General features: G+C 64.4%; 34 protein-coding genes and 1 tRNA gene. 16 read left to right on the top strand and 19 right to left on the bottom strand.

What is annotated here, in order from left to right; genetic code table 11:
- Window positions 1–84: 84 nt before the first annotated feature.
- Window positions 85–291 (top strand): hypothetical protein, encoded by a 207-nt coding sequence (locus C2U70_RS22010; RefSeq protein ID WP_140980511.1) that lies wholly within the window; start codon window positions 85–87, stop codon window positions 289–291.
- 68 nt (window positions 292–359) lie between these two features.
- On the opposite strand, the gene C2U70_RS22005 is transcribed toward C2U70_RS22010, so the two are convergent.
- The 3 genes from C2U70_RS22005 to C2U70_RS21995 all read right to left on the bottom strand — a co-directional run bounded on the left by C2U70_RS22005 (window position 360) and on the right by C2U70_RS21995 (window position 2048).
- The gene (locus tag C2U70_RS22005) at window positions 360–1037 is read right to left on the bottom strand and encodes a DsbA family protein (protein ID WP_210243914.1); all 678 of its coding nucleotides are present in this window, start codon (window positions 1035–1037) and stop codon (window positions 360–362) included.
- A gap of 117 nt (window positions 1038–1154) precedes the next feature.
- Window positions 1155–1616, bottom strand: a complete 462-nt coding sequence (locus C2U70_RS22000) for a PaaI family thioesterase (RefSeq protein WP_140980509.1) — start codon at window positions 1614–1616, stop codon at window positions 1155–1157.
- 3 nt (window positions 1617–1619) lie between these two features.
- Entirely contained in the window at window positions 1620–2048 is a 429-nt protein-coding gene (locus C2U70_RS21995; RefSeq protein WP_140980508.1) for an acyl-CoA thioesterase, read from the bottom strand.
- A gap of 94 nt (window positions 2049–2142) precedes the next feature.
- On the opposite strand from C2U70_RS21995, the gene C2U70_RS21990 reads away from it, so the two are divergent.
- The gene (locus tag C2U70_RS21990; RefSeq protein WP_140980507.1) at window positions 2143–2688 is read left to right on the top strand and encodes a TetR/AcrR family transcriptional regulator; all 546 of its coding nucleotides are present in this window, start codon (window positions 2143–2145) and stop codon (window positions 2686–2688) included.
- A 54-nt stretch (window positions 2689–2742) separates the two neighbouring features.
- Here the strand turns inward: C2U70_RS21990 and C2U70_RS21985 are convergent, their stop codons facing one another.
- Window positions 2743–3234, bottom strand: a complete 492-nt coding sequence (locus tag C2U70_RS21985; protein WP_140980506.1) for a hypothetical protein — start codon at window positions 3232–3234, stop codon at window positions 2743–2745.
- A gap of 200 nt (window positions 3235–3434) precedes the next feature.
- Between C2U70_RS21985 and C2U70_RS21980 the strand changes: the two genes are divergently transcribed.
- Together C2U70_RS21980 and C2U70_RS21975 are read left to right on the top strand one after the other, a co-directional pair.
- Window positions 3435–3722: a PsiF family protein gene (locus C2U70_RS21980; RefSeq protein ID WP_140980505.1), complete on the top strand. Its 288-nt coding sequence runs from the start codon at window positions 3435–3437 to the stop codon at window positions 3720–3722.
- Window positions 3723–3824: 102 nt separating this feature from the next.
- The gene (locus C2U70_RS21975) at window positions 3825–4910 is read left to right on the top strand and encodes an AbrB family transcriptional regulator (RefSeq protein ID WP_140980504.1); all 1086 of its coding nucleotides are present in this window, start codon (window positions 3825–3827) and stop codon (window positions 4908–4910) included.
- A 140-nt stretch (window positions 4911–5050) separates the two neighbouring features.
- Here C2U70_RS21975 and C2U70_RS21970 read toward each other — a convergent pair whose 3' ends face one another.
- The gene (locus tag C2U70_RS21970; protein ID WP_140980503.1) at window positions 5051–5593 is read right to left on the bottom strand and encodes a disulfide bond formation protein B; all 543 of its coding nucleotides are present in this window, start codon (window positions 5591–5593) and stop codon (window positions 5051–5053) included.
- A 155-nt stretch (window positions 5594–5748) separates the two neighbouring features.
- Here C2U70_RS21970 and C2U70_RS21965 point away from each other — a divergent pair.
- From C2U70_RS21965 to C2U70_RS21950, 4 genes are all read left to right on the top strand, one after another.
- Window positions 5749–5833, top strand: a tRNA-Leu gene (locus C2U70_RS21965).
- Between the two features lie 293 nt (window positions 5834–6126).
- Window positions 6127–7257 (top strand): hypothetical protein, encoded by a 1131-nt coding sequence (locus C2U70_RS21960; RefSeq protein WP_140980502.1) that lies wholly within the window; start codon window positions 6127–6129, stop codon window positions 7255–7257.
- Window positions 7258–7398: 141 nt separating this feature from the next.
- Complete coding sequence (locus C2U70_RS21955) at window positions 7399–7701, top strand: hypothetical protein (protein WP_140980501.1); 303 nt, start codon at window positions 7399–7401, stop codon at window positions 7699–7701.
- A 59-nt stretch (window positions 7702–7760) separates the two neighbouring features.
- Window positions 7761–7994 carry a hypothetical protein gene (locus tag C2U70_RS21950; protein WP_140980500.1) on the top strand — a complete coding sequence of 78 codons (234 nt, stop codon included), beginning with the start codon at window positions 7761–7763 and terminating at the stop codon, window positions 7992–7994.
- A 43-nt stretch (window positions 7995–8037) separates the two neighbouring features.
- Here the strand turns inward: C2U70_RS21950 and C2U70_RS21945 are convergent, their stop codons facing one another.
- From C2U70_RS21945 to C2U70_RS21915, 7 genes are all read right to left on the bottom strand, one after another.
- A complete protein-coding gene (locus tag C2U70_RS21945) occupies window positions 8038–8856 on the bottom strand; it encodes an ABC transporter permease (protein ID WP_140980499.1) in 819 nt (272 codons plus the stop codon).
- 18 nt (window positions 8857–8874) lie between these two features.
- On the bottom strand, window positions 8875–9801 hold the full coding sequence (locus C2U70_RS21940; protein WP_186294405.1) for an ABC transporter substrate-binding protein: 927 nt from the start codon (window positions 9799–9801) through the stop codon (window positions 8875–8877).
- A gap of 45 nt (window positions 9802–9846) precedes the next feature.
- On the bottom strand, window positions 9847–10482 hold the full coding sequence (locus C2U70_RS21935; RefSeq protein WP_186294404.1) for an ABC transporter permease: 636 nt from the start codon (window positions 10480–10482) through the stop codon (window positions 9847–9849).
- Between the two features lie 118 nt (window positions 10483–10600).
- A complete protein-coding gene (locus tag C2U70_RS21930) occupies window positions 10601–11410 on the bottom strand; it encodes an ABC transporter ATP-binding protein (RefSeq protein ID WP_246666821.1) in 810 nt (269 codons plus the stop codon).
- A 146-nt stretch (window positions 11411–11556) separates the two neighbouring features.
- On the bottom strand, window positions 11557–13050 hold the full coding sequence (locus C2U70_RS21925) for an amidase (RefSeq protein ID WP_246666820.1): 1494 nt from the start codon (window positions 13048–13050) through the stop codon (window positions 11557–11559).
- A gap of 60 nt (window positions 13051–13110) precedes the next feature.
- Window positions 13111–13851, bottom strand: a complete 741-nt coding sequence (locus C2U70_RS21920) for an AraC family transcriptional regulator (RefSeq protein ID WP_186294403.1) — start codon at window positions 13849–13851, stop codon at window positions 13111–13113.
- Between the two features lie 121 nt (window positions 13852–13972).
- Window positions 13973–14932 (bottom strand): helix-turn-helix transcriptional regulator, encoded by a 960-nt coding sequence (locus C2U70_RS21915; RefSeq protein WP_140980494.1) that lies wholly within the window; start codon window positions 14930–14932, stop codon window positions 13973–13975.
- Window positions 14933–15175: 243 nt separating this feature from the next.
- Between C2U70_RS21915 and C2U70_RS21910 the strand changes: the two genes are divergently transcribed.
- The 4 genes from C2U70_RS21910 to C2U70_RS21895 all read left to right on the top strand — a co-directional run bounded on the left by C2U70_RS21910 (window position 15176) and on the right by C2U70_RS21895 (window position 18432).
- The gene (locus C2U70_RS21910; RefSeq protein WP_140980493.1) at window positions 15176–15418 is read left to right on the top strand and encodes a hypothetical protein; all 243 of its coding nucleotides are present in this window, start codon (window positions 15176–15178) and stop codon (window positions 15416–15418) included.
- Window positions 15419–15433: 15 nt separating this feature from the next.
- On the top strand, window positions 15434–15682 hold the full coding sequence (locus C2U70_RS21905) for a GCG_CRPN prefix-to-repeats domain-containing protein (protein ID WP_140980492.1): 249 nt from the start codon (window positions 15434–15436) through the stop codon (window positions 15680–15682).
- Window positions 15683–15835: 153 nt separating this feature from the next.
- The gene (locus tag C2U70_RS21900; protein ID WP_140980491.1) at window positions 15836–16507 is read left to right on the top strand and encodes a response regulator transcription factor; all 672 of its coding nucleotides are present in this window, start codon (window positions 15836–15838) and stop codon (window positions 16505–16507) included.
- Window positions 16504–18432, top strand: a complete 1929-nt coding sequence (locus tag C2U70_RS21895; protein ID WP_140980490.1) for a sensor histidine kinase — start codon at window positions 16504–16506, stop codon at window positions 18430–18432. Before C2U70_RS21900 ends, C2U70_RS21895 begins: the two co-directional genes overlap by 4 nt.
- Before the next feature lie 120 nt (window positions 18433–18552).
- On the opposite strand, the gene C2U70_RS21890 is transcribed toward C2U70_RS21895, so the two are convergent.
- Complete coding sequence (locus C2U70_RS21890; RefSeq protein WP_140980489.1) at window positions 18553–18828, bottom strand: hypothetical protein; 276 nt, start codon at window positions 18826–18828, stop codon at window positions 18553–18555.
- Between the two features lie 242 nt (window positions 18829–19070).
- Between C2U70_RS21890 and C2U70_RS21885 the strand changes: the two genes are divergently transcribed.
- Window positions 19071–19295: a cysteine rich repeat-containing protein gene (locus C2U70_RS21885; RefSeq protein ID WP_140980488.1), complete on the top strand. Its 225-nt coding sequence runs from the start codon at window positions 19071–19073 to the stop codon at window positions 19293–19295.
- 232 nt (window positions 19296–19527) lie between these two features.
- On the opposite strand, the gene C2U70_RS21880 is transcribed toward C2U70_RS21885, so the two are convergent.
- From C2U70_RS21880 to C2U70_RS21870, 3 genes are all read right to left on the bottom strand, one after another.
- The gene (locus C2U70_RS21880) at window positions 19528–20208 is read right to left on the bottom strand and encodes a hypothetical protein (protein WP_140980487.1); all 681 of its coding nucleotides are present in this window, start codon (window positions 20206–20208) and stop codon (window positions 19528–19530) included.
- 122 nt (window positions 20209–20330) lie between these two features.
- A complete protein-coding gene (locus C2U70_RS21875; RefSeq protein WP_186294402.1) occupies window positions 20331–21017 on the bottom strand; it encodes a hypothetical protein in 687 nt (228 codons plus the stop codon).
- A gap of 135 nt (window positions 21018–21152) precedes the next feature.
- Window positions 21153–21401 (bottom strand): hypothetical protein, encoded by a 249-nt coding sequence (locus C2U70_RS21870; RefSeq protein WP_140980486.1) that lies wholly within the window; start codon window positions 21399–21401, stop codon window positions 21153–21155.
- 126 nt (window positions 21402–21527) lie between these two features.
- On the opposite strand from C2U70_RS21870, the gene C2U70_RS21865 reads away from it, so the two are divergent.
- Complete coding sequence (locus C2U70_RS21865; protein WP_140980485.1) at window positions 21528–22154, top strand: hypothetical protein; 627 nt, start codon at window positions 21528–21530, stop codon at window positions 22152–22154.
- Window positions 22155–22340: 186 nt separating this feature from the next.
- On the opposite strand, the gene C2U70_RS21860 is transcribed toward C2U70_RS21865, so the two are convergent.
- The 3 genes from C2U70_RS21860 to C2U70_RS21850 are packed head-to-tail and all read right to left on the bottom strand — an operon-like array spanning window position 22341 to window position 25173.
- Window positions 22341–23531 (bottom strand): saccharopine dehydrogenase family protein, encoded by a 1191-nt coding sequence (locus C2U70_RS21860; protein WP_140980484.1) that lies wholly within the window; start codon window positions 23529–23531, stop codon window positions 22341–22343.
- 12 nt (window positions 23532–23543) lie between these two features.
- Entirely contained in the window at window positions 23544–24326 is a 783-nt protein-coding gene (locus tag C2U70_RS21855; RefSeq protein ID WP_140980483.1) for a DUF169 domain-containing protein, read from the bottom strand.
- 43 nt (window positions 24327–24369) lie between these two features.
- Window positions 24370–25173 (bottom strand): YdcF family protein, encoded by an 804-nt coding sequence (locus C2U70_RS21850; RefSeq protein WP_246666822.1) that lies wholly within the window; start codon window positions 25171–25173, stop codon window positions 24370–24372.
- Window positions 25174–25284: 111 nt separating this feature from the next.
- Here C2U70_RS21850 and C2U70_RS21845 point away from each other — a divergent pair, with 111 nt between their 5' ends.
- Together C2U70_RS21845 and C2U70_RS21840 are read left to right on the top strand one after the other, a co-directional pair.
- A complete protein-coding gene (locus tag C2U70_RS21845; RefSeq protein ID WP_140980482.1) occupies window positions 25285–26226 on the top strand; it encodes an acetamidase/formamidase family protein in 942 nt (313 codons plus the stop codon).
- A gap of 202 nt (window positions 26227–26428) precedes the next feature.
- Window positions 26429–26626 carry a hypothetical protein gene (locus C2U70_RS21840; RefSeq protein WP_007603456.1) on the top strand — a complete coding sequence of 66 codons (198 nt, stop codon included), beginning with the start codon at window positions 26429–26431 and terminating at the stop codon, window positions 26624–26626.
- Window positions 26627–26663: the final 37 nt, after the last annotated feature.

Raw genomic sequence — 26663 nt, 5'->3', positions numbered from 1 at the left:
GAACGGGTTCACCTCATACTCGCCGCAGTGCCGTGGGAACCATCGCTGAGGGCCGGCGTTGTTGCCGGTCACCGGAGGCTTGCTATGAGAATGTTTCTTGGAATGATCCTTGGCGCCCTGCTGCTTGGCGTCGGCGTCTATATCTACGATTCCATGCAGACCTCGTCGGTCGCCAATGGCCAGGTCGCGACCAGCAATCGCACCATCGTCAACTGGGACGTCGCCAAGGCCGATTTCGATGCGCTGCGTGATCGCGCGCACAAGGACTGGGTGAGGATTTCGTCGAAGTAAGTCGCTGTCGCAAATGAAAGAGGCGCCGTCGTGATGAGCGACGGCGCCTCTGTCATGTCTCGTCGAGCTCAGTTGCTCTTGGTCGCCTTCGCCTTGCGCGCGTCGGCGATCGCATGCTCGAAATCCGCCATCGAGAGCACGCCCGGGACGCGGAATTTTCCGACGATGAACGAGGGCGTGCCGCGGAAGCCAAAGGCCTCGGCCTGATCGTTGTTGCGCTTGAGGATCGCGTCGATGTCCTTGGCGCGCGCCGGGAGGTCGCGCTTGAGGCGGTCCATGTCGACGCCCGCGCCTGCCAAAAGCTCGTTGATGCGCGCCTCGGTCAGTCGCGAGCTGACGCCGATCATGGCGTCATGCGCCTGATTGTACTTGTCCTGGAATTTCGCGGCGAGCGCCATCCGCGCCGCCGTCACCGAGACCGGACCGAGGATCGGCCAGTCCTTCATCACCAGCCGCACCTTGCCGTCGTCCTGGATGACCTGGCGCAGCTCGGGCTCGAGCTTCCGGCAATAGGGACAATTGTAGTCCGACCACTCGACGATGGTGATGTCGCCGTCGGCATTGCCGGCCACCGGCACATCAGGATCGCGCAGCACTTTTGCTTCGGTCAGCACCTCGTCATCGTCGCTGGTCGCCGCAAGCCCCGGCCGGGCGGACAGGCCTGCAAGGAGCGCGCTCGCGCCGATCAGCGTCAGGGCTCCGCGTCGCGTCGGCGTCCGGCCGCCGTCGTTCCTGAATTTGGTCATATCTCGTCCCGTTTCGGTCCCATCATCGCCTGATACGGCTCCGGCCTGCGAATTGTTACGCCTCATATAGAGGGTCAAAGGTGCGATGTCATCGCGCGCGGGATGAGATTGGACCGCCTATGCCGCGGCCGCGCCCGGCGTCCGTGGCAACAGCGCCATCAGCGTGCCCGTCATGGTGGCGATCAGCGTCGCCGCGCCGTCCCGCTCGGCGAAGGCTTTTGCCTCGCAAAAGGTGAGCGTGCGGCCGGGCTTGACCACCTCGGCCCTGAAGATGAAGCGGCTGCCGCGCGCCGGTGCGAGCAGATTGGTCTTGAACTCGACGGTGAGGATGTCGGCCTCGCGCGGCATCAGCGTGAAGGCGGCGACACCGCAGGCATTGTCGAGCGCCGCCGTCACGATACCGGCATGGATAAAGCCGTTCTGCTGGGTGAAAGCCGGCGAATGGCTCATCGCCAGCTCCGCTTCGCCCGGTGCAAGCTTTGTGAGCGAAATGCCGAGCGTGTTCATCGCCGGCTGCGCCGCGAACAGCGTGGCCGCGGCGGTGCGGTAATCCGGGTTCTTCGGCTCGAACGCGGCCATCGCTTACGCCATGGCGGGTTCGGCGAGCAGCCCGAGCGCGGTCTCGCTGATGAAGGCTTCAAACGGCGCCGATTTGCGCGCGGCACGGTCCATGTGGACGGCGGTGATCTCGCAGCTCGCGGCGATCTCGCTGGTTTCGACATTGCTCATGTCGTGCCGGAAGCGGATCAGTTTTTCGCGGACCTCGAGAAGCACGCTTCTGACCTCGACAATGTCACCGGCGAGCAGCTCGCGCTTGTAGCTGATGTTCTGCTGCACCGCCGCCATGCCGCGGCCGGACGTGCGCAAATAACTTGGTGTCAGGCCGAGGCGCGCGAACAGATTCCAGTTCGCCTCGTCGAATTTGCCGACATACCACATGATGTTCATGTGGCCGACGTGATCGCACTGCCACGGATAGACCGTGCCGCGATAGGTCGCCTCCTCCCGCATCGCAATTCCCGCCCTTATCACTGTTGATACGGTAGCGTATCAAGCGTCCGGCGCGTTAGCAATACGGTACCGTATCAAGAATCGGTGAGGCTTCATGAGCGACGGCAGGGGCGATGTCTGGGTCGAGGCCGGCTTCAGGGAGCTCGCGGCGTCAGGCGTCGAGGGGGTGCGGGTCGAGGTGCTCGCCAAGAATCTCGGCGTCACCAAGGGTGGCTTCTACCGCCGTTTCGCCGACCGTGCGGCGCTGCTCGCGGCAATGCTGGAGCGCTGGCGGGAGGGACGAACGGCCGCGATCGCGCAGCAGACGAGCCTCGAGGGTCAAACCGCTCGCGACCGGCTGAAGGCGCTGATCCAACTCTACTCGGAACGGATGAACCCGGAAGGCATGGCGATCGAGCTCGCGATCCGGCAATGGGCGCGCTCGGACGACAATGCCGCGGCAGCGGTCGCGAGCGTGGACGCGGCGCGCCTGAAGAACGTCGCCGAGCTCTATCGCGCCACCGGGCTCGCACCCGAGGAAGCCGATGCGCAGGCGTTCCTGTTCTACTGCTTCATCTTCGGCCAAGGCCTCTTGTTCGAGCGCAGCCCGCGCAAGCGCGCGCAGCTCGTGGCGAAGTCTGCCGAGAAGCTGTTGGACTAAAACGAATGGCCGGAGCGTTGCTCCGGCCATTGCATCACTGGACCACGTCAGGGCTTAAGCAGAGCCCTTGAGCTTCTTGTTGCATTCCGAATAGTAGCCGCCGCCCTTCTCGATCCACTTCATGCCACCATTGCCGTTGGTCGCCTTGTTGGCATTGTACTGGTCGACGCAGGTGTGGAGGCGGGCCTTGCCGGCGGTCTCCTTGGCGTATTTCGGATCGACCGCGTTCGGATAGATCGCGGGGCCGGCCGGCAGCGTCGGCGCGGGAGCCGCAGCCGGCGCCGCTTCCTTCTTGGCCTGCTTCGGCTCGGCGGGAGCCGCGGGCGCAGCCGGGGCGGCGGCTGGCGTAGCAGCCGTCGCATCCGCGCCGCACTGGGCCTTGCGGAAGTCATTCCACTTCATGGTGCCGAGCGTGCCGTCCTTCTTGGCCGCCTGGTACTTCGCACTGCATTCCTGCGAGGTCAGCGCCTGCGCCGGGGCCGTGACGATCAACGCCGCAAAACCCGACACCGCAACCGCGCACAACAACTTTGCTTGAATGGTCATCCCTGGTCTCCTCCTTGGCTCCCCCAAAGGGAAGCAAATTGAGATCACTATCCTAGCGTGTCGGCGGCTCCCGACAAGGAAGCGATGCTTTTCGGTACCAAAATTTAGTGATCGCGCGGCGTCGATCATTCATGTGGCGTTCAGCATCGCGGGCCGAGCCTCGCGCGCCTCGTTATTCCGAAGAAAAAGAGTTCAACGCCATGACCTTCACTTCGCGCCTCGCCGCCGTCGCCCTCGCTTCGCTCCTTGCCACCGGCACCGCATTCGCCCAGACCGCCGCGCCGGCCGCCAAGACTGATACAAAGACCACCGCCACGGCGGCCACCACCGAGAAGAAGCCGGCGAAGGAGCGCTCGGCCGAGTCGCTCGAATGCTCCAAGCAGGCGGATGCCAAGGGCCTGCATGGCAAGGAGCGCAAGAAATTCCGCTCCGAATGCATCAAGACCGCGACGGCTGGCACCGCTGCTCCCGCCGACAAGGCGAAGTAATCCCATTGCAATTCCCCGCCCTCGCGCTGCGGGGAGGGCTGCGCATTTGCGGCATTCGCTGGCCGCAATTGTGCGCGCGGGTGCGATTTGCCATAAGGCGGCGTGAAGCAAATCACCGCCTCCCTGCCCTTTGAGCTGCCCTCCCGTGCCGCGATCCGCAGCGCGGTCGAGACGCTCGTCATCGGCACGATTGGCGGCCTCGTGTTCCTGTTCGCCAACCTGCCGGGCGGGCTGATTTCGGGGGCGATGATCGCGGTCGGGATCGCGGCGATTGCCGGCCGCCAGCTCGCCATGCCGGCGATCCTGACCCAGACCGTGCTGGTTCTGCTCGGCATCTCGATCGGCTCGGTGGTGTCAAAGCACCTGATACAGCAGGTCAGCGCCTATCCCTTCACCATTGCGCTACTCGCCGCCGCCACGTTCTGCGCGACCTTCGGCTCGAGCTATTATCTGCAGCGCGTCCATGGTTGGGACCGTACCTCGGCGCTCCTCGCCGGCAGCCCCGGCGCGCTGTCGCAGATCACGATTCTGGCGGTCGAGCGCGGCGCGGATCTGCCGGGCATCGCCGTGGTGCAGACCATGCGCGTCATCATCCTCACCGCGGCGCTGCCGCTGGTGCTGGCGCTGGCCGGCGTTGCGCCCTCGGCCGCCCCGTCGATGACGACGACGATCGCCTCGCCATCAGAACTATTCGTCCTCGTGATCGCATCGCTGGCACTCTCGCTGGTGCTGCGGCTGATCAAATTTCCGGCGAGCTGGATGTTCGGTGCGATGATCGCCTCCAGCGTGCTGCATGGCGGCGGCTGGATCGAAGGCGGCCTGCCGAACTGGGTGCGCGGCGTCGCGCTGATCGGCATCGGCGCCCTGATCGGCAGCCGCTTTGCGCGGATGAAGGTGAAGACGCTCGCCGGCCACATCAACGCCGCACTCGGCTCATTCGCCGTGGCGATCCTGGTCTCGGCGATCTTCGTCGGCATCGTGGTCGCGACGACGCAGGTGAAGTTTTCCGACGTGGTCGTCGCCTTTGCACCGGGCGCGATGGACGCCATGCTGGCGCTGGCGCTCACCTTGCACATCGATCCGATCTTCGTCGGCGCGCATCATCTGTCGCGCTTCGTGTTCGTGACCATCGCGACCCCCGGCATCGTGCACCTGTTCGGACGCCCGCAGGACGACGTGGACGACTAACCAATCACGAGCTGCCCTAGCGAGCTGCCGTAGCGAGCTGCCGTAGGGTGGGCAAAGCGAAAGCGTGCCCACCACTTCTGTCACAAGCGTGGAAAGATGGTGGGCACGGCGCAAGAGCGCCTTTGCCCACCCTACGGCAGCTACGCTCGCTTCGCCGTCGCCGCAAATCCCCAGGCCGCGATGGCCGCCATCAGGAGCGAGATCAGCACGTTGTAGCCGGCAAGCGAAAGGCCGAGGAAGCGCCACTGCACCTCGTCGCAGCGGACCACTTTCGTCGTGTCGAGCCGCGACAACAGATCCTTGGCACTGCCGAGATTGACTACCGGTCCCGAGCAATCGGTCGGGCCTTTCCAAAAGCCCCATTCGACGCCGGAGTGGTAGGCGCCGAGGCCGGCATTGGCGAGCGTGGCCAGCGCGAGAATAGCAAGCCCGGCGAGCAGCAACGGCCGCGGCGCCTCGCCTCTGGCGGCCAGCGCCGTGACCGCACCGAGCGGGATCGCGAGATAGTAGGCGTAGCGCTGCTCCAGGCAGAGCGGACAGGGCAGGATTTCCAGCACGAGCTGGAAGAACCAGGCGCCTGCGATCGTCGCCGCCGCGATCAGGCTCACCGCCAGCGACGCGGTCAGCGCGGGACTGGCGGTTGCGGGTTTTAGCACTGGTATCGCGGCACTATCGGCGGTCACGACGACCTCTTCGAACGAGACGGTGACAAGCCTCTAGCCCCGGTCCACGCCCCTGTCGAGAACGCACCGGATCACTTTGGCGCGGGTTGACCCCGCTCTTTCCATGGCTATAGTCCGCCGGCTTCGCGACGCCCGGTCTCAGGGCCGTCCCGAGGGCCCCTGTGGCGGAACTGGTAGACGCGCTCGACTCAAAATCGAGTTCCGCAAGGAGTGCTGGTTCGATTCCGGCCAGGGGCACCAGCCTTCGCTCGCTTTGCGAGCTACGGCTTGGCAGGCCAGTCTCCCCTGTCTACTCCGGTCGAAGCTGCTTGCGTATCGGTCGTGCGACAAATTCCCAACTTCAGGTTGCGCGCGGTTTCGGCGTCGTGGCAAGAATGGGTGGGTTTGCGGGGGAGCTTCACCGAGTGTGTCTGGCACGAGCGGTCAACTCGATTGGGCGCACAGCCGCCGTATTCCTCGTAGGTTCGGCGGCGTCTGCATGGGCCGCCTCCGAAGCCGAGCTGGCGCTGGCCGCACTCAACAAGATCCCACCGATGGAGTTCATGATCGCCAAGGGCGCACCGGACGCTTGCGGCACCGGCTGCGACAGTTGGATCGCTGCGGAAGGCCGCATCGTGCCCGGCACCCCGGCTCGCCTCCGCGCGGTGCTCGATAAGCTAGGCAAGCGCAACCTGCCGATCTTTTTCGCCTCGCCGGGCGGCAAGACAAACGAAGGCCTGGAGATCGGCAGGATGCTGCGGCAGCGTAGAATGACGGCCGGCATCGGACGTGCGGTCCTTGCCAACTGCATGCCGGCAAAATCACTCAGCGACTGCGGCAAAGAGCTGCGCGAGAAACCCGACAACGAGGCCACGCTGTGGACGAAAGACGTGGGCTGCAACTCCGCATGTGCCTACGCCATTCTGGGCGCGGTCAAGCGAGAGATCGCGCCGACTGCACTTATCGGCGTGCACGCGCCGCATTTTGACGATTCGGCATTGGGCCAATCGACCAGCCAGCGGCAACGCGATCTGTTCGCAAGAGCTGCCGAAAAGGGATTCCAGCGCCATATCCTGGCGTATCTCGCGGAAATGAAGATTGACCGCGCGCTGCTTGACCTTTCTCTGCAAACCAAATTCGAGCACGCATATTTCCTCACCCGCGCGGAGATGTTCGATCTCGGAATCGACCGCCGTGAGCCCGTCGGAGCCGGGTGGCACTTCGGTTATCAGCCGATTCCGGCGGTCGGCAACGCGGCCTCCGCGGTTCTCAGAATCGAGGCCAACGGCGGAACTGCTGCGAAGCGCATTGTATTAATCCTCTCCTGTGGCAGCCGCCAGCGCGGCAATTTCACGCTGTCTGCACTGCAACAGGTCGCCAGTTCGTCCGACCGGCCGGCTAATGAGCTGCGCGTGAGCGCCGGCAAGATCGGTGTGACATTGACGCCTGCCAATTCGTTCCTGGCGTGGCACAAGAACGATCTGTTCGAAATTCGACAGCGGTCAGCCACACTCGGGATGGCCTGGACGTTGCTCGGCGCATCCGCCGTGACCGTCGCCGAATGGCCGGTCGCAGAACCCGGAACGCGCAGAGATCAAAGCGATGCGCCGAGGGCGCAGTATTCGATCCCTGGAGAGCGCGCACCCGAGGTGCTCAAGACGCTCATTGCGTATTGCACTCAGTAGCTGGTTTGCAGCAACAACGGAGATGAAGTAGCGGCGAAGGCAGACCCGCTCCGCATGGACGCTCTGCACGTCCCGCGCTACCATCTATCATCGTTCCACTGTATAAACCGGCAGCTTCTTCTCATCACTGAAGGAGCTGACATGAACGACCTGCACGACTGGCTATCGCAGCAGCATCACGGCCTGCGGACCTACAAAACCTTCCAGCAAAAACTCGATGCGCTGAGCGCTGACGATCCCGAGCAGCGGGGTCTTTGCCGTCTGCTCTCTGGTCTCGTCGGCCGCTACATCGAGGCCTATGACGAGGCGCCGCTGCCGGTCGCGGTGGCCGACGCCGCCCATCGCCGCCTGCTCGCTCTCGTCGGCAGCCTCGACATCAGTGGCAACGCCGATCGCCGGCTCGCCGACATCAATCGGGTGGCGACCTGCGATCTCTGGCGTTGAGCGCCGTCGCCACGTCGCACTGATTTTGCGTTCGGGCGCCGGCGGGTTACGCTGCCCGCATGGCGAAACGACGCGCGACCGAGACGCCGGACAACCTGCCCCGCTACTTCGTGTGGGTGCGCGGGCTCGACGGGCCTGAGCCACAGAAATGGGCGTCGCTGGATTTTGGCGTCGACGGCTGGAAGCGGTCGCAGGTGCTGGCCTATCTGGAGCTGCCGCAGGACGAACGGCATCTTGCGCTGTCGATGCTGGCGCGGCGCTATCCGCCGCCGCGGGTGGAGAACGGCAGTTAGCCAATGTTGGCGATCTCCGCCACGGAGACGCCGTCGAAAAGTATCACGACTTCCCCATCCAGGGGATTGCCCGCATTTCAATTGCGAGGAAAACCCTGTTCAGGGCATAGCCCGTCAAGGCGAGATAGAGGACGGCGGCATACATCAGGTCAGGCCGCATCGCATACTGCGTCTCGATCAAATAATACCCGATACCGCTTGAGCCGGCGATCATCTCCGACAGCACCGCGACCACGATACAAAGGCCGGTGGCGGTCCGCAGCCCCGCCGCAATCGCAGGCACGACGGCAGGCAGGACCACGGCGTAGAGTGTCCGCGCCCACGACGTTCGGAACGTCCGAGCGGTTTGGATCAGCGTGTCGTCGACAGCCGCAACCCCTGCGTATGTGGTGGTGAAAATGGGGAAAAAGCTCGCGAGCGCCACGATAAATATCTTGAGCGCATCATCGACCCCGAGAAACAGGATCAGCGGCGGGATGATGGCCGGCGTCGGCATCGGCCGGACGATCTCGATAAGCGGGAGGAGGCCGCAGCGTAGCAGCCGACTTCTGGCCAGAACAATCCCGAGCACGATCCCCGCCGCCGAGGCGGCAGCGTAACCGATCGCAGCCCTTCGCATCGTGGCAGCCAGCGAAAGCAGGATCTCCCCGCCCATCAATTGCGCGAACGCCGCCGCCAGGATTTGCGAAACGGGCGGCCAGTAGGCGCTGACGACCCAGCCCAGCCGCGAAGACAGTTCCCAAAGCGACAGCAGGGCGACGATCAAGAGGACGCCGGATGCGCGGCCGCCAAGCCATTCGCGAGAGGAACGAGGTTCGCTCCGCTCGCGATCGGAAACGTTCAGACGGTCAACCGCCGACACTGCCCCTCCAACCGCCGTTCAGAGAGCCTGGGAATCGATGATCTTGTCGAGATCGAGCGGCGCCGGCAGCAGCTTGCTGTCGATCATCATGTCCATCGTCTTCCTGACCTGCGAGACGTCTGTACGGAGCGGTGCCGTGGGGACGGGGACCAGCTTGAGCAGCGCGACGTCCGCCTTGGTGTAGCCGCTGATCAGGGTCAACAGGGCTTCGTTCGTCAGGTTGGCATTGTACCATTCGACGCCCTTGCGCAGACCCGTGACGAATTTCCGGACCGCCTCCGGCTTTGCCGCGAGCACCTTTCCGGTCGTGATGTATTGCCCGACGTCGACGCCGGGCTGAATGTCCGAATAGGGAGACCCGACCTTGCTCAATCCGCCCTTCTGCTCGGCGACCGCGGAGAAGGGAGGAACCATGAAAGCTGCGTCGACGCGCTGTTGGCGGAGCGCATCTTCCATTTGCGGAAAGGGCACCTCCTTGAACGTGACCCGCTCGGGATCGCCACCCGTCGCCTTGACCCAGGCGCGCGCGTAGAGCCAGATCACGTTGTTTCGGGTGTTGACGCCGATGCTCTTGCCTTCGAGATCCTTGCCGCTCTTGATGCCGCCGTCACTCTTGACGAAAATTCCCGTGGCGTCGAGCTTCGGATCGGTGACGTTCGTCCCCGCCGCGATGACCTTGACGTCGAGTCCTTGCTGGGCGGCCAAAAGGGCCGATACGACGTTGCCGTAGGCGATATCGAAGCTGCCGCCGACGAGGCCCGGAATTCCGGCAGCGCCGCCGGCCGACGGGGTGGTGTCGATCTCCAGCCCCAGCTCGCGGAAATAGCCGTTTTGAATGGCCGCAAAGAGCGGCGCCACATCACCGATCGGAATGATGCTGACGCGGATCTTTTCGAGATCGGCTGCTTGCGTTCGCGACACCGGCACCGCGAGAAGCCAGATCATGGCCAGTCCAATCGACAACAAGCTCCTGCGCATGTTTCATCCTTTTCAGCTTCTGCCCCGCCAAGGCACAAGGTTTCGTTCGGCGACGTCAAAAACTTTCATCATCGCAGCCCCGAGCAGAACCAGGACGACGATCCACGCGAACATGTCGCGGATCTGGAATGACCGCTCGAGGTCAAGAATGCGAAAACCAATGCCTTCCTGAGCGGCGAGCATCTCTGCGAGGATGACGAGCACGAGCCCAAGGCCGAGCGCGACCCGCATCCCGGCGAGGATCATCGGAAGCGATGCCGGAAGAATGATCGACGCGATCATACGCGAGCGCGATATCTGGAACGTTCGCGCCGTCTCCAAAAGAACGGGATCGAGTCCTCTGACGCCCTGGTACGTCGAGATCAGGACGGGAAACATGCCGGCGAGGACGACAAGTGCGATCATCGTCGCTTTTCCGATACCGAGGAACAGGAACAGGACCGGGACGAGCGCGGGCTTCGGGATCGGCCGCAGCATTTCAACCAGGGGCTCGAGGAGTCCGTAGAGCCTCCGGCTTGTCGCCATCGCAATCCCGATACCGGTTCCGATAACAGCGGCCAGCGTGAAGCCGACGACAAAGAGCCCAACCGTATGCACGAGCGGCGTGAGAATGCCGCCGGAGGCCACGAGCGCGGCCAGCGCCGCCACGATCTGTGTTGGGTTGGGCAGTAGAATCGGGTTGGTCCAGCCAAGTCGTCCCGCAAGTTCCCAGATGCACAGAACGATCGCCGGCGAAACGCCGGCCCAATATCCGATTCCGTCTGGCTCAGACGAGCGCGGCATGTTCGTTGGTCTTCTCGTTCGGACCGAGCAGGGACGCGGTGATGTGATGGCGAAGGCTGAGGAAGCGCGGATGTTCACGGGTTGCGAGTTGGTCGCGCGGTCGCGGAAGGTCGACGTCGATGATCTCCTTCAGCGCCGTCGGCCTGGCGCTGAGCACGGCAACGCGATCGGCAAGGAAAATCGCCTCCTCGACGTCATGCGTCACGAGGATCGCAGTGAACCTTCGACGCTCCCATAGCTGGAGCAGCAGGGATTGCAACTCCATGCGCGTGAGCGCATCGACGGCGCTGAATGGCTCGTCGAGAAGCAGAACACGCGGGTTTGCTGCCAACGCCCGCGCGATGGCAACGCGTTGCTGCATTCCGCCCGACAACTGCCAGGGATACTTTTCCTCGAAACCCGCGAGCCCGACTTGCCGCAGATAATCCTGGCACTGTCGTCGCAATTCGCCACGGCGAGCGCGAGGCGCACTCTCCAGCGGAAACATGACATTGTCGATGACGTTGCGCCAGGCAAAGAGAGATTTCGCATATTGCTGGAAGAGATAGATCACTCCGGGCGGCGGCTCCTGAACCGGCTGATCGCCGAGCAGGACCTTGCCCGCCGTAGGGCTGACAAGCCCGGCCGCCATTCGCAACAAAGTCGATTTCCCGCACCCCGATGGGCCGACGACGGCGAGAAACTCGGAAGGACCGGCTTGCAGCGTGACGTCGTCGAACGCGACGAAGTCCGCCTCACCTCGCTGGCCTTCGAAGACCTTCGTCACATGGTCGAACCCTAGTCTTTCGCTCACATCGCCTCTTCCGTTTTGAAGCACAGGGCGCGCACAACCATTCTTAGTCTTGTTCGCCTATTGAACACTCGTTCGTACTTTAGGAACTATTGTGCCTCCCCTTCCCGATGTCAACGACAACCGATTTCACTGCCGCAGTCGCTTTCTTACGCCGTCGATCGGCTGCCGAGTCGCGGCGGCGAGAAGCCACCGAATTCGCGTTCGATCAGATCGGCAAAAGCGATCGTGGTTCGATCCCCAAGATATGGACCGATGATTTGCACTCCGATCGGAAGCCCCGAGCTTGACCGTCCGATGGGAGCAACGGTCGATGGCAGGCCGGACAAGCTTGCGATGGACAGCCAGGGATCCTGATCCTCATAGCTCATCTCCACGCCATCAATTGAAATCCGGCGCTCCTCCTGGTCCGGCAGATGGTCGTGTGCAAGTGCGGGCGTCGGCATGGTTGGACAGAGCACGACATCGAATTGCCGAAAGACGGCGTGCCAGCTCTTTCGCAAGCTCGCTCTCACCTGATCTGCGAGAATCCAGTCACGGTGGCTGAGTACAGCGGCGCGCCCCCTTCTGATCCGTGCCCCATCGATATGCGCAGGGGCGGCGGCTATCGTCGTCTTGATCCGGTCGTACACCTCGGCTGGCCAATAAGCCGCGATCAACGACATGAAGAGCTTTGTGTAAACAACTGCCGTTCGCTCCAAATCGGGGACAAGCGTGTGATCGTCCGATACTGATACCCCCGCATGCATGAGCTGATCGACAAACCGGGTTAACGCGCCGACCGTCGCTGTCGAGGTCGCTATCAATGGATGCGTCTTCAAGACGAGGATGCGAAAGTCCCGCAGCCTTTTGTGCCGTGCGGCAGGCAAATTCAGACTGAATCCCTCGCGTTCCGGATCATCCGGCCCTGCCAACACCTCGAGGGCTGAACCCAGGTCTTCCGCACAGCGGGCCAACGGCCCGGCGACAGCCAGATCGCGGGTTGTCGGCAACGCTTCAGCCCCGGGAGGAACGTGACCGCGTAACGGGATGATGCCGTGAGTTGGCTTGTGGCCGTACACGCCGCAGTAATGGGCGGGGACCCTTAGCGAGCCCCTCAGATCGCTCCCCAGCTCGAGCGGCACAAAGCCAGCGGCCAGCGCCGCCGCCGAGCCACCGGACGAACCACCCGGAGATCGCGACAGGTCCCAAGGATTATTGGTCGTGCCGTAAATCGGATTGAAGCTCTGCCAGTCCGATATGGCGACCGGAATATTCGTCTTGCCGATGATGATCGCGCCGGCGCCCTTGAGGCGCTCAACGGCGGCGGCATCATCGTCGGCCACGAAGTCCCTGGCTGCGGGAAAGCCCCAAGTCGTCGGTAGCCCGGCAACATTGAAGGACTCCTTCACCGTCATCGGAATTCCCAGCAGCGGACGATCGTCACCGCGTCTGCGCATATCATCCGCGAGGCGCGCGGCTGTCCGAGCCCGTTCGAAGTCGCGCACCACCACAGCGTTGATCGGCCCGTCCAGCTCCTCGATGCGGCAAATCAGACTCTCGAGGAGCTCAACCGCAGACAATTCTCCACCTTTGAGAAGGGCCCTCAGCTCGCGCACGCTCAAATACGCTGGCGAGTTGCTATCGTCGTCGTGCCGCATCATCACACCTCGGATTGGCGGGGTGGATGCTCGCAACAGACCGTTCGCCTGCGATTGTATATTTCAGCCACGCGCCGGAAAGAAGATGCTCCTCCAGTCCTCGCCGAAGCGGCTTGGCGGAATGCCGACCAACGTGTGGCACTCCCGGATGAAATGGGCCTGATCGAAATATCCGGCGTCATGGACAATGTCGGTCCAGGGCCTCGACGGCGCTTCGTTGTGGGCGCGGATCGCCTGATCAAACCGAATTGTTCGAGCATAGGCCTTTGGTGTCATGCCGACCCGCGTCGTGAAGCAGCGCTGAAACTGGCGGGGGCTGAGGTCGGATCTTCTGGCAAGGGCATCGACCCTGACCCGACCACCGACATCCATCATATGACAGGATGCGTAGTCGAACGATCCCGCCGGACGACGCCCTTCCAGCATCCGGTCAAACCAGCGTTCCGCCGCCGCAACTCGCCCGAAAAAATCTCCAGCCACGCGCACGGAATGGTTGAGGACATGAGCCTGCCTGCCAAGTATGTCGGCTGCCGACGGATCTCTGTTGACCAGCGATGTCATGTCCATTCCCGTCAAGCGACTGAAGCCGGCGGGTTGAAAGAGAATATTGAAGACATGAATTTCGCCCGACAGACACACTTCGGCGTGGCAGTGGGTTTGCGGTCCAACCACGACGATCTCCGGCAGCGCCTTGAAGTCACCATCGCCCGCCCGAACCCTGAATGGTTCGCAAAGATAAATGTCGATAATCTGGTCGGGCCGCGGAGCAACGGGCCAATACAGGGATCCGCTCCCGAGGTTCACGCGTCTTTCCTCGAAGGAGCGAACGATGGTGCGGAGTTCGGGGTGAGGAAATGCCCGCCTAATCTCCACGATCGGCCTCCAGGGGTCCGGTCGCCAACCTGCCATGCTCGGCCATACGCGTTCACCTCCCCCGGGCCACGGTCGGCGTCATGCCGAACCGCCTGCGGAAACAGCGATTGAAATAGGAAAGATCGTTGAAGCCGCAGGCGAACGCGATGTCGCTGATGCGGCCGTCAGCGCGGGCGAGCATGTCGGCCGCCTTGCGCAGCCGCAGCTCGGTCAGGCGCGTGGTGAAGCTGGCGCCGGCCTCGAACAGAAGCTCGTTGACGTAGCGCTCGGAGAGACCAGCGGCACTCGCGAGCTTATGCGCGGAAAAATCCGGCTCGTGATAGCGCTGCTCGAGAATGGCTAGCACCGCTTGCAGGCGCACCGCGCGGAGGCCACCACGTTTAGCAGCGAGCACGACATCACTTCGGGCGCCAAGACCGAGTGCGGCGAGGTCGAGCAGATGGGCCGCGATCGCCATCCCGGCCTCGTCCACTGCGGTCGGATGGCGCAAGAGCAGGTCGCTGTAGTCCATCGCGAGCGACAGCGCGCCGCCGGGCTCGAGCTCGCGGCCGACGAGCTGGTCGACATCGGCGACCATCGCGCGCAGCGTGGCGATCGGCAGGTGCACATTGGTGAAGCGCTTGTGGCTGGCGCCGTCGGCCACAAAGAACGGCTCGTCGAGCTTGAGCAGCACCATCGCACCCGGCCGCATGGTGAATTCGCGGCCGCGATGGATGACGCGCGACGGACGGTCGCCGGTGTTTCGCGCCAGGCAATAGCGGTCGTCGCCGGTCTCGATCACCTGGCGCTTCTCGCGCCGCACCGTGACAAAGCTGCCGTCGCAGCGCCCGAGCATGGTGGTGCCGATATGGATCGAATTCATCGCGGCCTGGAACGGGACGTCGGAGGCAGGATCGAGCTCGCCGGTGTTGGAAAAATGCTCGAACAATTCCGCAAAGCGCATGAAGCGCTGCCGCTCCGAGAGACCCGGCGGCAGCATGTCGGTCGAGAGCGTTTTCCGGACGACGGGCATCGAGGCGGGATGAACCGGGAAATTCTGGCAAGGACACATTGCGCGGCAACAGAGGCTAGCAACACCGCAAGGTGATTTAAACAGCGCCGATCAGTCCAAGCGCGGATTTGCCCGACGCCGGACAGTCCAAGACGGCGCGCACCCGCCCGCTTTATTCAGACGACGGATGCGCTTGTTGCGATTTACGGCGCATCGCGGCAATCGGGCGGCCAAGACCTCGAACGCCCGCTGGAGGACCAGGACATGACGACCTCTCTGACCCGCAGCGTTCTGCTCGGCGGCGCCCTCGCCGGCTGCCTTTGCATCGGCTACGCGCTCGGTGCGCAGCCACACATGGACGCATCAATCGGGCTGCTGCAATCGGCCCGCACCGAACTCGCCCAGGCGACGCCCAACAAGGGCGGCCATCGCGAGAAGGCGCTCGGCCTGATCGACCAGGCGATCGCGGAAGTGCGCGCCGGCATCGCCTTCGCGGCCACGCATTAGAGCCTGGAGCGAGCGATGATGCGAAATATCCTTGCGACGGCCTTCCTGCTCGGCACGCTCGCCGGCTCGGTGCAGGCGATGCCCGTCGCGCCCTATAGCCCGGCGAATGGCGATGTCATTGCGGTGGCCGGCGGCTGCGGCAAAGGCTGGCACCGCGGCCCCTATGGCGGATGCCTGAAGAACTACGCCAACCCCGCGGCCCATGCCTGCCCGCGCGGCTATCACATCGGCCCCGGCGGCGCCTGCAAGGGGAATGGGAAGTAGGAAGGGCTCCTGTAGGGTGCCAACCCCGCAAGACCGTCCGTATCGACAGAGCATCCCGCCCCATGATCCCATGATTATGGGTGTTGCAACCCGAGCCGCGCGGCTAAGCTTGGCATCGCACGCCGCGAGGGACGCGCGGCCGGGGTTTTTGCGATGACGGATCAGGGCGAGACGGCGGGCACCATCACCATCCTGCTGGTCGAGGACGATGCACCGACCTGCTGGCGGCTGCAGGATGCGCTGGTGAAGGCGGGTTACGAGGTGCGGACCGCCGGCACGCTTGGCGAGGCCCGCAGCGCCCTCAATGACGCCGCTCCCCGCGTGCTGCTGACCGATCTGCGGCTGCCCGACGGGCACGGCATCGAGTTGATCCGCGAGACCCGGCGGCGCTTCCCTGAGACCGAGATCATGGTGATCTCGGCGCTCGGCGACGAGGAGAGCGTGATCTCCGCGATCACCGTGGGCGCCACCGGCTATCTCCTCAAGGACGCCTTCCCGACCGACATCGCCACCACCGTGCGCGACCTCGTCGCCGGGCATTCGCCGATCTCGGCCTCGATCGCGCGCTTCATCGTGCGGCGAACCCAAACTTCCGTCGAGCCGCCCCCCGGGCCCGCGCTCAACACGGCAAAGCTGACCCCGCGCGAGATCGACATCCTCTGGGGTATCGCCAAAGGCTTCAGCTACGCCGAGATCGCAGGCCATCTCGGCCTGTCGCGCCAGACCGTGCCCGGGCACATCAAGAACATCTACCGCAAGCTCGAGGTGCACACGCGCAGCGAAGCCGTGTTCGAGGCGGTGCAGCAGGGCCTGATCAAGCTGTGAGCGAAGTCGCGGCGAAGCCGATCGTCTCAAGCTGGACGCGACGGCGGCTGCGGCTGTCGCGGCTCGTGCCCTATCTGCTGCTCCAGGCGCTGATCGTGATCGCCAGCCTGCTCGTGCTGCGGCTGCTGCAGCCCAGCGACCCCGAGGATTACGCGGTCTCCGAGTTCACGCAGCAGGAGAACGGCGCAACCAAAACGGTGGCGTTGCCACACTTCACCTCGTCGCGCTATTCGCTCGACGATCCGCCTCTCTATAGCGGCAGCTTCATGCTCACCGGCGCCGACGCCAAATCGGCATGGTCGGTGTTCCTGCCGCGTTTCAGCAATGCGGTCGAGGTCGCGGTCAATGGCGTCGTGATTCTCGACAGCCGGCGCGACGACGCCGCGAACCGGCCCGACCGCAACACGCCGCAGATCGCGCTGATCCCGTCCTCGCTGCTGCGCGAGGGGACCAACGGGATCACGGTGCGGCTGTTCGTCTGGGGTCCCCTGAAGGGCTTTCTCGACACCGTCTATGTCGGGCCGGACGAGGCGCTGCGGCCCGCCTATGAGCGGCGTGCGCTACTGTTCGTCACGCTGCCGGTGGTGTTCTCCGCCTGGCAGGCGATCCTGGCCGTGATCCTCGCGATCATGTGGCTGATGCGGCGGCACGAGCCGGTCTATGGCGTGCTGGCCGTCGCCATGGTGCTCGGCGTGATCCAGGCCTTCCTGCCGCCGCCGGTGCCGCCGCTGTCCTATTCGCGGCTGGCCGCCGTGCTGCTGGCATCCGCACCGATCGAGAGCGCGCTGATCGTGGTGTTCGCCGTGCTGTTCTTCGGCTGGCGCTGGCCGCGTTACGGCCTGCTGCTGTTCGCGCCTGGCGTGATCGTCTTCGTGGCCGGCCTGGTCGCGGGCCCGCCGCTGCCGCGCATCCTGTTTCTCGCGCTCGGCATTCCCACCGTCGGCCTGTGCCTGCTGCTGATGGCCTGCATCACGGCAACAGCGGTGGTGCGGCGGCAAGACGCGGCGAGCTTTACGCTGGGCTGCGCCGTGACCATCGTGCTGACCTGCTGGGGCCACGACATGCTCTCGGTGTTCGAGATCATGCCGAACGAGCGCACCTTCGTCTCCCGCCTGTCCTATTCGGCGATGCTGGTCGCGATCGGCGCCGGCCTCACCTGGCGCTTTGCGCGGGCGCTGAACCAGGTCGACAGCTTTGCCGGCCAGCTCGTGGCGCGCGTCCGCGAAGCCGAGGAGCGGCTGAAGGCGAGCTTCGTCCGCGAGGAAGCGCGCGCACGCGCCGCCGCACTCGCCGACGAGCGCACCAGGCTGATGCGCGACCTGCATGACGGCCTCGGCGGCCAGCTCATCAGCATCGTCGCGCTGTCGGAGCGCGGCAATACCGGCGCCACCATCACCGACGCGGCGCGGGCCGCGCTGAAGGATTTGCGGCTGGTCATCGATTCCATGGACGATATCGGCGGCGATCTGATGCTGGCGCTCGGCTCCTGGCGCGAGCGCGCAGCCGCGCAACTCCGGCCGCACGACATCGCGCTCGACTGGCGTATCACCTCGCAGCAGGGCCTGCCGCTGCACCCGGAGCTGCGGCCCTGGCACGTCATCCAGATCATACGCATTCTCGACGAAGCCGTGACCAACGCGGTCAAGCATGCCGCCGCCCGCCATGTCAGCGTGACGATCGAGACGCTCGATGGCGCCGACGGCCAGCACGGCGTCATCCGCATCGAAGACGACGGCAAGGGTTTTGCGCTCGCGGACAATGCCGAAGCGCCCGCGTCCGGCCAGGCCGCACGCGGCTTGCGCAACATGAAGAGCCGCGCCGCGCGCTGCGGCGCCGTGCTCGACATCGGCTCCGGGACGACCGGCACGCGGGTGCGGCTGCAATTGCCACAGCGCTTTCCCGATACGGATGCGGCGTCGCGCTAACAAAAAGATCCTCTCCCCGCGCGTGTGGGACGCACGGAGAGAGGTCGGGGCGGGATGTGCGGTCCTGCGGAGGGACGGGGGTCGATCGCAGGCGATCCCTTCACCCGAAAGGAACGACGCTCAGCGCACGCCGACGCGGTTTACCGGGCCGCCGCGATTCATCGGCGTGCCGGCGCGAACGCCGACGCCGGGTGCGCCGACACCCGGCGTGACGACAGCCGCCGCGGCAACCGGCGCGACCGGCGCCACCACCACGGCCGCAGTCGGCCGCACCACGCAACCCTTGGGCACGCCGACCGTCTTGCAATAGACCACCGCCTGCGCCGGCGCGCTCGCCAACGTCACCAGCGCCGCAACCATCAGCCCAGCGCTCAGCGCCTGTCCTTTTTTCAGCATCTCTCCGCTCCTTATTGGCGTGCGGCTTGCGATGCGAACCAACGGTTCCCGCAGCCGACGTGCAGGTGAGATGCCAAAAGACGGCGCGCAGATACATGCCATGAAGATGGGGTGCGACGCGTGCGCGGATTGAGAAGCGCTTTCGCGATGCCATGAACATGGCATGGACCTGAAGGAGACGCGTGCGAAAAGTCCGACCGCTTGATTTCAAGCCGGACAACGAACCTTCAACGAGGCCCATCATGAAGATCTCAGTCATCGCCGCGCTGCTGCTTGCATCGACCATCCTGCCCGCGTCGGCGCAATCCGGTCCTACGCCGCAGGAGCAGATGGCCTGCCGCGGCGATGCCAGCAAATTCTGCGCGGACCATATCGGCAGGCCGCCGCAGATGAACGCCTGCCTGCGCGAGAACAAGACAAAGCTGTCGGACTCATGCCGCAAGGTCATCGAGTCCCACGGCGGCTGATCTTCTTTCTTCCTTCTCCCCTTGTGGGAGAAGGTGGCGTAGGCGGCCTCCGGCCGCCGTTCACTTAGAACGCCGATGCTTTGCATCGGCTATGGCGCCGGATGAGGGGTTGCTTCTGCGGTCTAAACTGCAGGAGATTCACACGTGGATAGAGACCCCTCACCCGTCTCGCCGCTATCGCGGCGAGCCACCCTCTCCCACAAGGGGAGAGGGGAAGCGCGCACCTCAAGCACTAATCGTCGTCATCAGATCCGAACAGCCTGATTTGCGGGAAACCGGAACGGCGGGTGGCGATGAATTCGCGATCTCGCGAATCCTCGCGCACACTGCGCGCGATGTCGTCCCAATCGGTCCGGTCGCGCGGCTCACGCATCTCCTGACGGCGCCGCTCCGACCAATGCTGCCGCCGCTCGGCGCGGCGGCGATCAGCCGCGCTACGCTTGACATCGGCGTCGCTTGCCCTGGCGTTGGCATTTTCAGGCGCGGACGACGTCTCGCGAGCAGCCTGCTGCTCGGCGGGTCTTGCCGCTACCGGAGCTGCAGGTACCGCTGCGGCGGCGTTGGCCGTCTTGGTGTCTTTGGTGGTGTCCTTATTGGAGTCGTTGATCGCTTGTGCAGGCGCCGGCGGCTCGGTGCTCGCGGTCCTGGTCTGCGGCTCGGCTTGCGCGGGTGGAGCAACCACCGCACCGAAGGCTTGCGTGCCAGTCAGATACTGCACGCGTTCGGACGGCGCGCTCGCCGCAGCTTCGACTCCAGCCGGTTCCGTGCGTCGCTCATATTTGGCGGTGTCGGGTCCCTGCTTGGGCGTAACGGGATGCATGATGTTGCCGGCGATGAGGCCGCCGCCAAGACCAATGGCAATGGCCGCGACGATCGTTCCGGCGCCAACGAAATAGGCTGTCGAGGCGCGCATTGATCCACTCCCTCTTTGGAGCGGGCAACGCATGGCGCAATTTGACGTTCCCTGGACGGGATATTTGTTCGGGAAAAACCGGCAGTTCCGTCGCGAACCGCGCGCGGAACAAAAGCGCGGTGTCAGATCTGCTGCGCGACCTTCTCGAGCCCGATGATGCGGGCGAGCTTGCGGACCTCTTCCTTCTGGTCCTCACGCAACTGAAACAGCAGCGGCATCGCGGCCGACTTCAACTGCTGCACTTCCTGGCTGTCCGCATCGATCGGCACGCCCTGCGCCTGCGGATTGCTGAGCTTGTTCGCCTGGATTTTTCGCGCGACGTTGCGCAGCGCGGTTTCGACGGATGGCCAGTAATATTCCTGCGACGAGGACAGCTTCAGACGGTCCTTGATACCGGCGATCTGCACGTCCGACAGCAGCGAGTAGGCCTTCTGCGGCTGCGGTTTTGCAACCGGCTTCGGCCTGGCTTGTGCCTCGGCAGCCTGGGCCGGCGCCTCGGATGCGCTCGCCTTCGGCATCGGGAAATCGGACGGCGTGGCGGCGGCAAAGGCCTGGCGCAGCGGGTCGGTGAAGAGCGGCTGGGACTGGGTCTGGATGGGCTCGATCGCGGCCGAGGCGAGAGCAAGGGTCGGAATGTTGAGCCGGTCGGCCTTGGCGGCGCGGTTGGTCGCCAGCGGCTTCGGTGCGGGCTGGGCGGCCACCATTTCGGCGGTCACTTCAGGCACGCTGTCGCGGCCGAGAATGGCGGTGGTGGCGGCGCCGAGGACGAGGATGCAGGTCAGGACGACGATGGTGATGGCTTTCGACAAACGTCTCTCCGCAGGCCCGCTCTTCACGTTCCTGTTAGACGTGCCCGGAAACTGAGCGGGAATTAAGGCACGCCCCTGCGTGCGAGGCGACATCCGGCGGGATTGCGGCGACATCGGTCTAAAAGTTCAATGAAATCAGGCTGCTGCAGCGAGGTCGTAGGCGTCCTGGATGTCGGCGACGATCTCGGAGGCTTCCCAGACCGCGCGCGGCTCGACCGATTGCAGGGTGACGGTCCAGTTGCCGCCCCTGCGGGTGCGGGGGACGCTGACGATGTCGAAGCGCACCTTGCGGCACAGCGGATGGCGGGCGAGTGCATGCGCCACGCGAACGCGGATTTCGTCGAGCGTTGCGGGCGTCTTGGTGCTGAGAAAATCGTAGTCCATCGCGCAACCCCTCTGGTCCTGATCGGCGGCCTCAAAGGGGATTCTGGGATCGCCATGGTTAATGTGCCGTTAAATGGCACGAGGCGGCGGCTCGAACGCGCGGCATGGGGCCTGCGACCAAGCCGCATGATAGCAACCGCGCGCACGGTATCGGTCCGCATTCCGCTCCTGGCCTGCCTCGCCACATCAGCGCTGGCGCTCGCACTCGCCGGGTTCGTGATGCCGATGTCGGACTTTCCCTCGGGCCTCGAGTTCACGGTGCTGCCGCTGCTCGCGGTGGCGTTTCCCGTCTGCGGTTTGTGGTCGCTGTTTCTGCTGACGCGCATCCGCACGGGCGGCGCCAAATTCGCCCTGCCCTTCGTCGTCTGCGTGGCGACGCTTACCGCACTCGCTTATGTGCCGTTCACGCCAATCTGGCTGAACACGAATTTCTGGTGGCACCGTGCGGTGCGCGAGCAGATCGTAGCGAGGGTCGAAGCCGGCGAGCTCATTCCCAACGTCGCGCACAATGGGCGGCTGATCGCGCTCAAGCCCGATGCTGCAGACGTATCGGCCGGCGGCGAGATCGTTGTAGATGAGGACGACGACGGCGCTTACGTGCTGTTCCTGACGTCACGCGGCTTCCGCCACACCTTCTCCGGCTTCCTGCATGTGCCCGCAGGTGGCGATCCCGCAAAGTTCTTCGAGTTCGACGACGCGCCCCCGCGAGAGGCGATCCGCTACGGCGAGCGCTGGTACTTCGTCAGGAACTAGTTTCCGCCCGCCGCGCGATCGCGCCTCTCTACTCCCTCTCCCCGTTCTTACGGGGAGAGGGTTGGGGTGAGGTGAGGGGCTTCTGCCGCAACCACGGTAACACTTGGACTCGCGGAGAGCCCCCCTCACCCGGATTGCTTCGCAATCCGGCCTCTCCCCGCACGCGGGGAGAGGCGAAGAATACGGCTAGCTCTCGACCCGGAACGTCAGCCCGGCATGATCCTGCAACCGCTTGATCAGGCTGTTCTGCATCGCCGCGCCCGGCGTCCAGAAGCCGGCTGCCACGTCCTTCGTGTCGCGCAGCATGCAGATCGCGCATTCCGAGATCATCTTCGAGGTCGAGCCGTAGCCGGGATCGCGGTCGCCGGTCACGCCGGCGCGCACTTGCCGTCCGTCGGGCGCGATCGCGACATAGAGCAGATCGTAGCGGCCGTTCTCGCGCTCTTCTTTCGAAGGGCCCTCGCCCGGCTTCGGCGCGTTGGGGCCGGTCTTCTCGGAATTGACAGCCATCACCTTCTTGGCGTTGGCCTCGCCCTTCTCGCCCGGACCGGTCAGCACCATCTCGTCGTAGACGAACTCCTTGCCGTAGGGAAAACCCATCAGCATGTTGGAGCGGTGGACGTTGCGCGTATTGATCAGCGCCATCATGAACGGCGCTGCCCAGGAGCCCAGGTCTTCCTCATAGGCCGCCCTGTTGCCGCGCGGCTGCTTCGGGCCGGTGAAGCCGGGCGTCAGCGCAAAAGCGTCGTTGAGGATCGCGACCAGGCTGATGTCCTTGGCCACCGCATCGAAGGTCGCCTTCGCGCTCGCAGCCGTACCGCCGGAGAGCGTGCCGCGCATGTCGCGCACGCGGCCCTTGACGCGCGCTGCCGCGGCACCGAACACCCGCTTGGCTTCCTCCTGCACGAAGAACGCACCGAGCTCGAACGGCACCGAGTCGAAGCCGCAGGAGAACACGATGCGCGCGCCGCTCGCCTTGGCTGCCGCCTCATACTTGTCGATCATCTGCCGCATCCACACCGGCTCGCCGCAGAGATCGAAATAATCGACGCCGCCGGCGACGCAGGCCGCCAGCAGGTCCTCGCCGTACCATTGATAGGGACCAACGGTCGTGATGACAGACCTGGTCTGGTCCACCATCGCCTTCAGCGACGCCGCATCGGAGGCATCTGCAACGATCAAGGGCGTCTCGGCGGGCGCGCCGATCGCGTCGCGCACCGATTTCAGCTTGTCGAGGCTGCGCCCCGCCATCGCCCATTTCAAATCCCTGTCGCCCTTGTAATGCGCGGCGAGATATTCGGCGACGAGCTGACCGGTAAAACCGGTCGCGCCATAGACGACGATGTCGAACTGCTTGGAGCTGTTCTTGGAGCTCATGGTCCAAAACCTCTACTTCTTTCCGTAACTCACGCCCATGCCCGCGCGGACATCGCTCTGGATCCCGTAAGGCGGGATCGGATAGCGCAGTCCATTCTTGGCCAGCGCCTTCATGCCCACGATCGCCTTGGCGAGATGCTCGGGCTTCAACGCCATCAGCATCTCTTCGTCCGGCACGCCGCCATAGCGCCGCTCGGCATAGCATGGCAAGGACAGACTGGGCTCGCCGGTCTTGAGCGCCCGCCCCCAGGAATCCGCGCACGCGGTCTCGCCGACCACGCCCCACTCGAACTTCTTGTAGCCGGTATATTGCAGCCCGTTGATCAGGATGATCATCTGCCCCGGCGTCGCATAGACGAGGCAAATGTCCGGAGGATTGAGGCGGCCGCTCGCAAGCGGGCTCACAGCGAGCGCCTTGTATTGGCCGAACGGCACGACGTCGAGCGCCTCCTGGCGCTTGCGCGCGTCCTCCGCCGTGCCGTGCCAGACGCCGACATAATTCTCGCCGGAGAGCCATTTGTCGTCCTGCGGCGCGAGCCCGATCACGGCGCGGCACTGCGCGCCGACGAGATCGTCGCCCGTGATGCCGACGGTCCACCCCAGGCGTGAGGCCATGCTGACGATCTGGTCGGTGGTGTGGACCGCATTCGGCCGGCGTATTTTCGGGATCGCCTCCATGTCCTCGACGCGCGCGAACAGCTTCATGCCGATCACGCTCGTCTTCAGCCGCAACAGCGTGTTGAGATCGGCGACGATGGCGGCGAGGTCGATCGCCTCGTTGACCGCTTGTTGCATGCTGTCCTCCCGATCAGGGCTGTTGTTCTGTTCTAACCCTTATCTAGTCCTTGCCCGGGCCCGGAAGCAACTCGTCGATCCGCCCGGTCACGCGATATGCCAGGAGCCCGAGCCATTCGCGCGCGGCGGTCTCGGTGCGCGCAAGACCGTCGGTCGACATCTTGTTGAAGGTGAAGAGATCGCCGTTGCCGCCGACGCGCCAATCCACCGGATAGGCCTCGACCGGAAATCCCGCCTTGCGAAACAGGCCCATCGAGCGCGGCATGTGATAGGCCGACGTCACCAGCAGCCAGCGCTCGCCCGGCTTCGGATTGACCATCGCCTTGGTGAAGGTCGCGTTCTCCTGGGTGTTGCGCGACTGCCGCTCGATGATCAGCCGCTCCTTGGGCACGCCGAGCTCTTCGAGGATGGTCGCGGCATAGTCGCCTTCCTTGGCCTCGATCGCGACCAGGTTGGCGCTGCCGCCGGTGAAGACGACGCGCGCATTGGGATAGCGCCGCGCGAGTGCGGCGGTGGCGAACAGCCGGTCGGCGGCGTTGCGCACGACAGGCGTGTTGCGCGCCTGCGAGAGATCAGGGTCGATCGGCCCGCCCAGCACGATGATGCCGTCAGGCGCGCCGCGCGAGGCGTCCCACGCCGGAAAGCGCTGTTCCAGCGGATAGATCAGAATGTTGCCGAACGGCGAAAAGCCGCACAGCGCGATCAGCGCCATTGTCACGACGAGCAACTTGCGGCCGAGCGAAGCAAAGCGCGTGGCGAGCAGCAGGATCCCCAGGACGCCGAGCTCGATCAGGAGATTGATCGGCATGAAGGCGATGCCGAGGGTTTTGGAGAGCACGAAAAACAGGGGAAGCCTCGTGGAAATTTTGGTACAGCCTCATACGCTGTCTCCGCCGCGAGCCCAAGAGAATTACAAGAGCATTTCACGTGCATTCCACGTGCATTCAGAGGTCGCCAAATGGCCCATCATCACCTGCATTCCAGCCCAAAAACCTGCCATTGGGGCTTTTTTGAAGCCAAACTCACGCCGGTGCTCGCGATCGACAGCGGCGACGAGGTGACGATCGACACGATCAGCGGCGGGCCGGACGTGGTGCCGGATCGCAACCGGTTTCACGTTCCCCCTGAATTGTTCGAGGTGCACGCGACCAATGAGCGGATGCTGCCCGGCCACATCCTCACCGGCCCGATTGCGATCAAGGGCGCGGAGCCCGGCGACGTGCTCGAGGTCGACATCCTCGACGTCTCCCTGCGGCAGGACTGGGGCTACAACCTGATCAAGCCGCTGTCGGGCACCCTGCCCGACGATTTTCACGAGATGCGCATCCTCAACATCCCGCTGGATCTCAAGCGCATGGTCGGCCGGCTGCCCTGGGGGCTCGACCTGCCCCTCAAGCCGTTCTTCGGCGTGATGGGCACCGCGCCGCCGCCGGCCTGGGGCCGCATCACTTCGCTGATCCCGCGCGCGATGGGCGGCAATCTCGACAACAAGGAGCTCGGTGCCGGCGCAAAGCTCTATCTGCCGGTGTTCGTGCCGGGCGCGCTGTTCTCCTGCGGCGACGGCCACGGCGTGCAGGGCGACGGCGAGGTCTGCGTCACCGCGATCGAAACCGCGCTGCAGGGCCGCTTCCGCTTCACGCTGCGCAAGGATCTTCGTCTCACCTATCCCCGCGCGGAAACGGCATCGCACTACATGACCATGGCGATGGATCCCGATCTCGACCAATGCGTGGTGCGGGCGCTGCGCGACATGATCGTACTCTTGGGCGAGAAACGAAACCTGTCGCGCGAAGACGCCTACACGCTTTGCAGCCTGGCCGCCGATTTGCGGGTCACGCAGACCGTCAACGGCTCCAAGGGCATCCACTGCATGATCGCGAAATCGGTCGTGCACGGCTAAGGCCGGAGCGGCCCTTTCCTTAGCTTGCCCGTCAGCAGAACGCGCGCGGTCTTGCCGCGCGCGAACATGCTCGCGCATTTTATTCAGCGATTCCAATCATCTCACGGGCCCGCTCGCAGCCGAATTGACTTCCGGCCCCAAACCTAAATAGAGTCTTAATCGTTACTTTTATGTACCCGAGTAAGAGGCTAGCGTTTGGGTCATGGCCACCGAAAAAGCCGAGACTGACCGCATTCCCGTAACCTTGGCGCTCTCGACCATCACCTATCTCGAAAAACTGGTGAGACAGGGCACCCACGGCACCAGCGTTCCAGGCGTTGCACGAACCTTGATCGAGGAAGGCATCCGCCTCGCGATCAAGGATGGCCTGCTGTCGATTCGCGACAACGGCAGGACGTGACAATGCGCTGACGCCCTTGCGGACGGTTCTTGGCCCG

Source organism: Bradyrhizobium guangdongense, from assembly GCF_006483445.1.
GTDB lineage: Bacteria > Pseudomonadota > Alphaproteobacteria > Rhizobiales > Xanthobacteraceae > Bradyrhizobium > Bradyrhizobium guangdongense_A.
The sequence above is the reverse complement of the archived record's forward strand: the minus strand, read 5'-3'. Positions and strand labels throughout refer to the sequence as shown.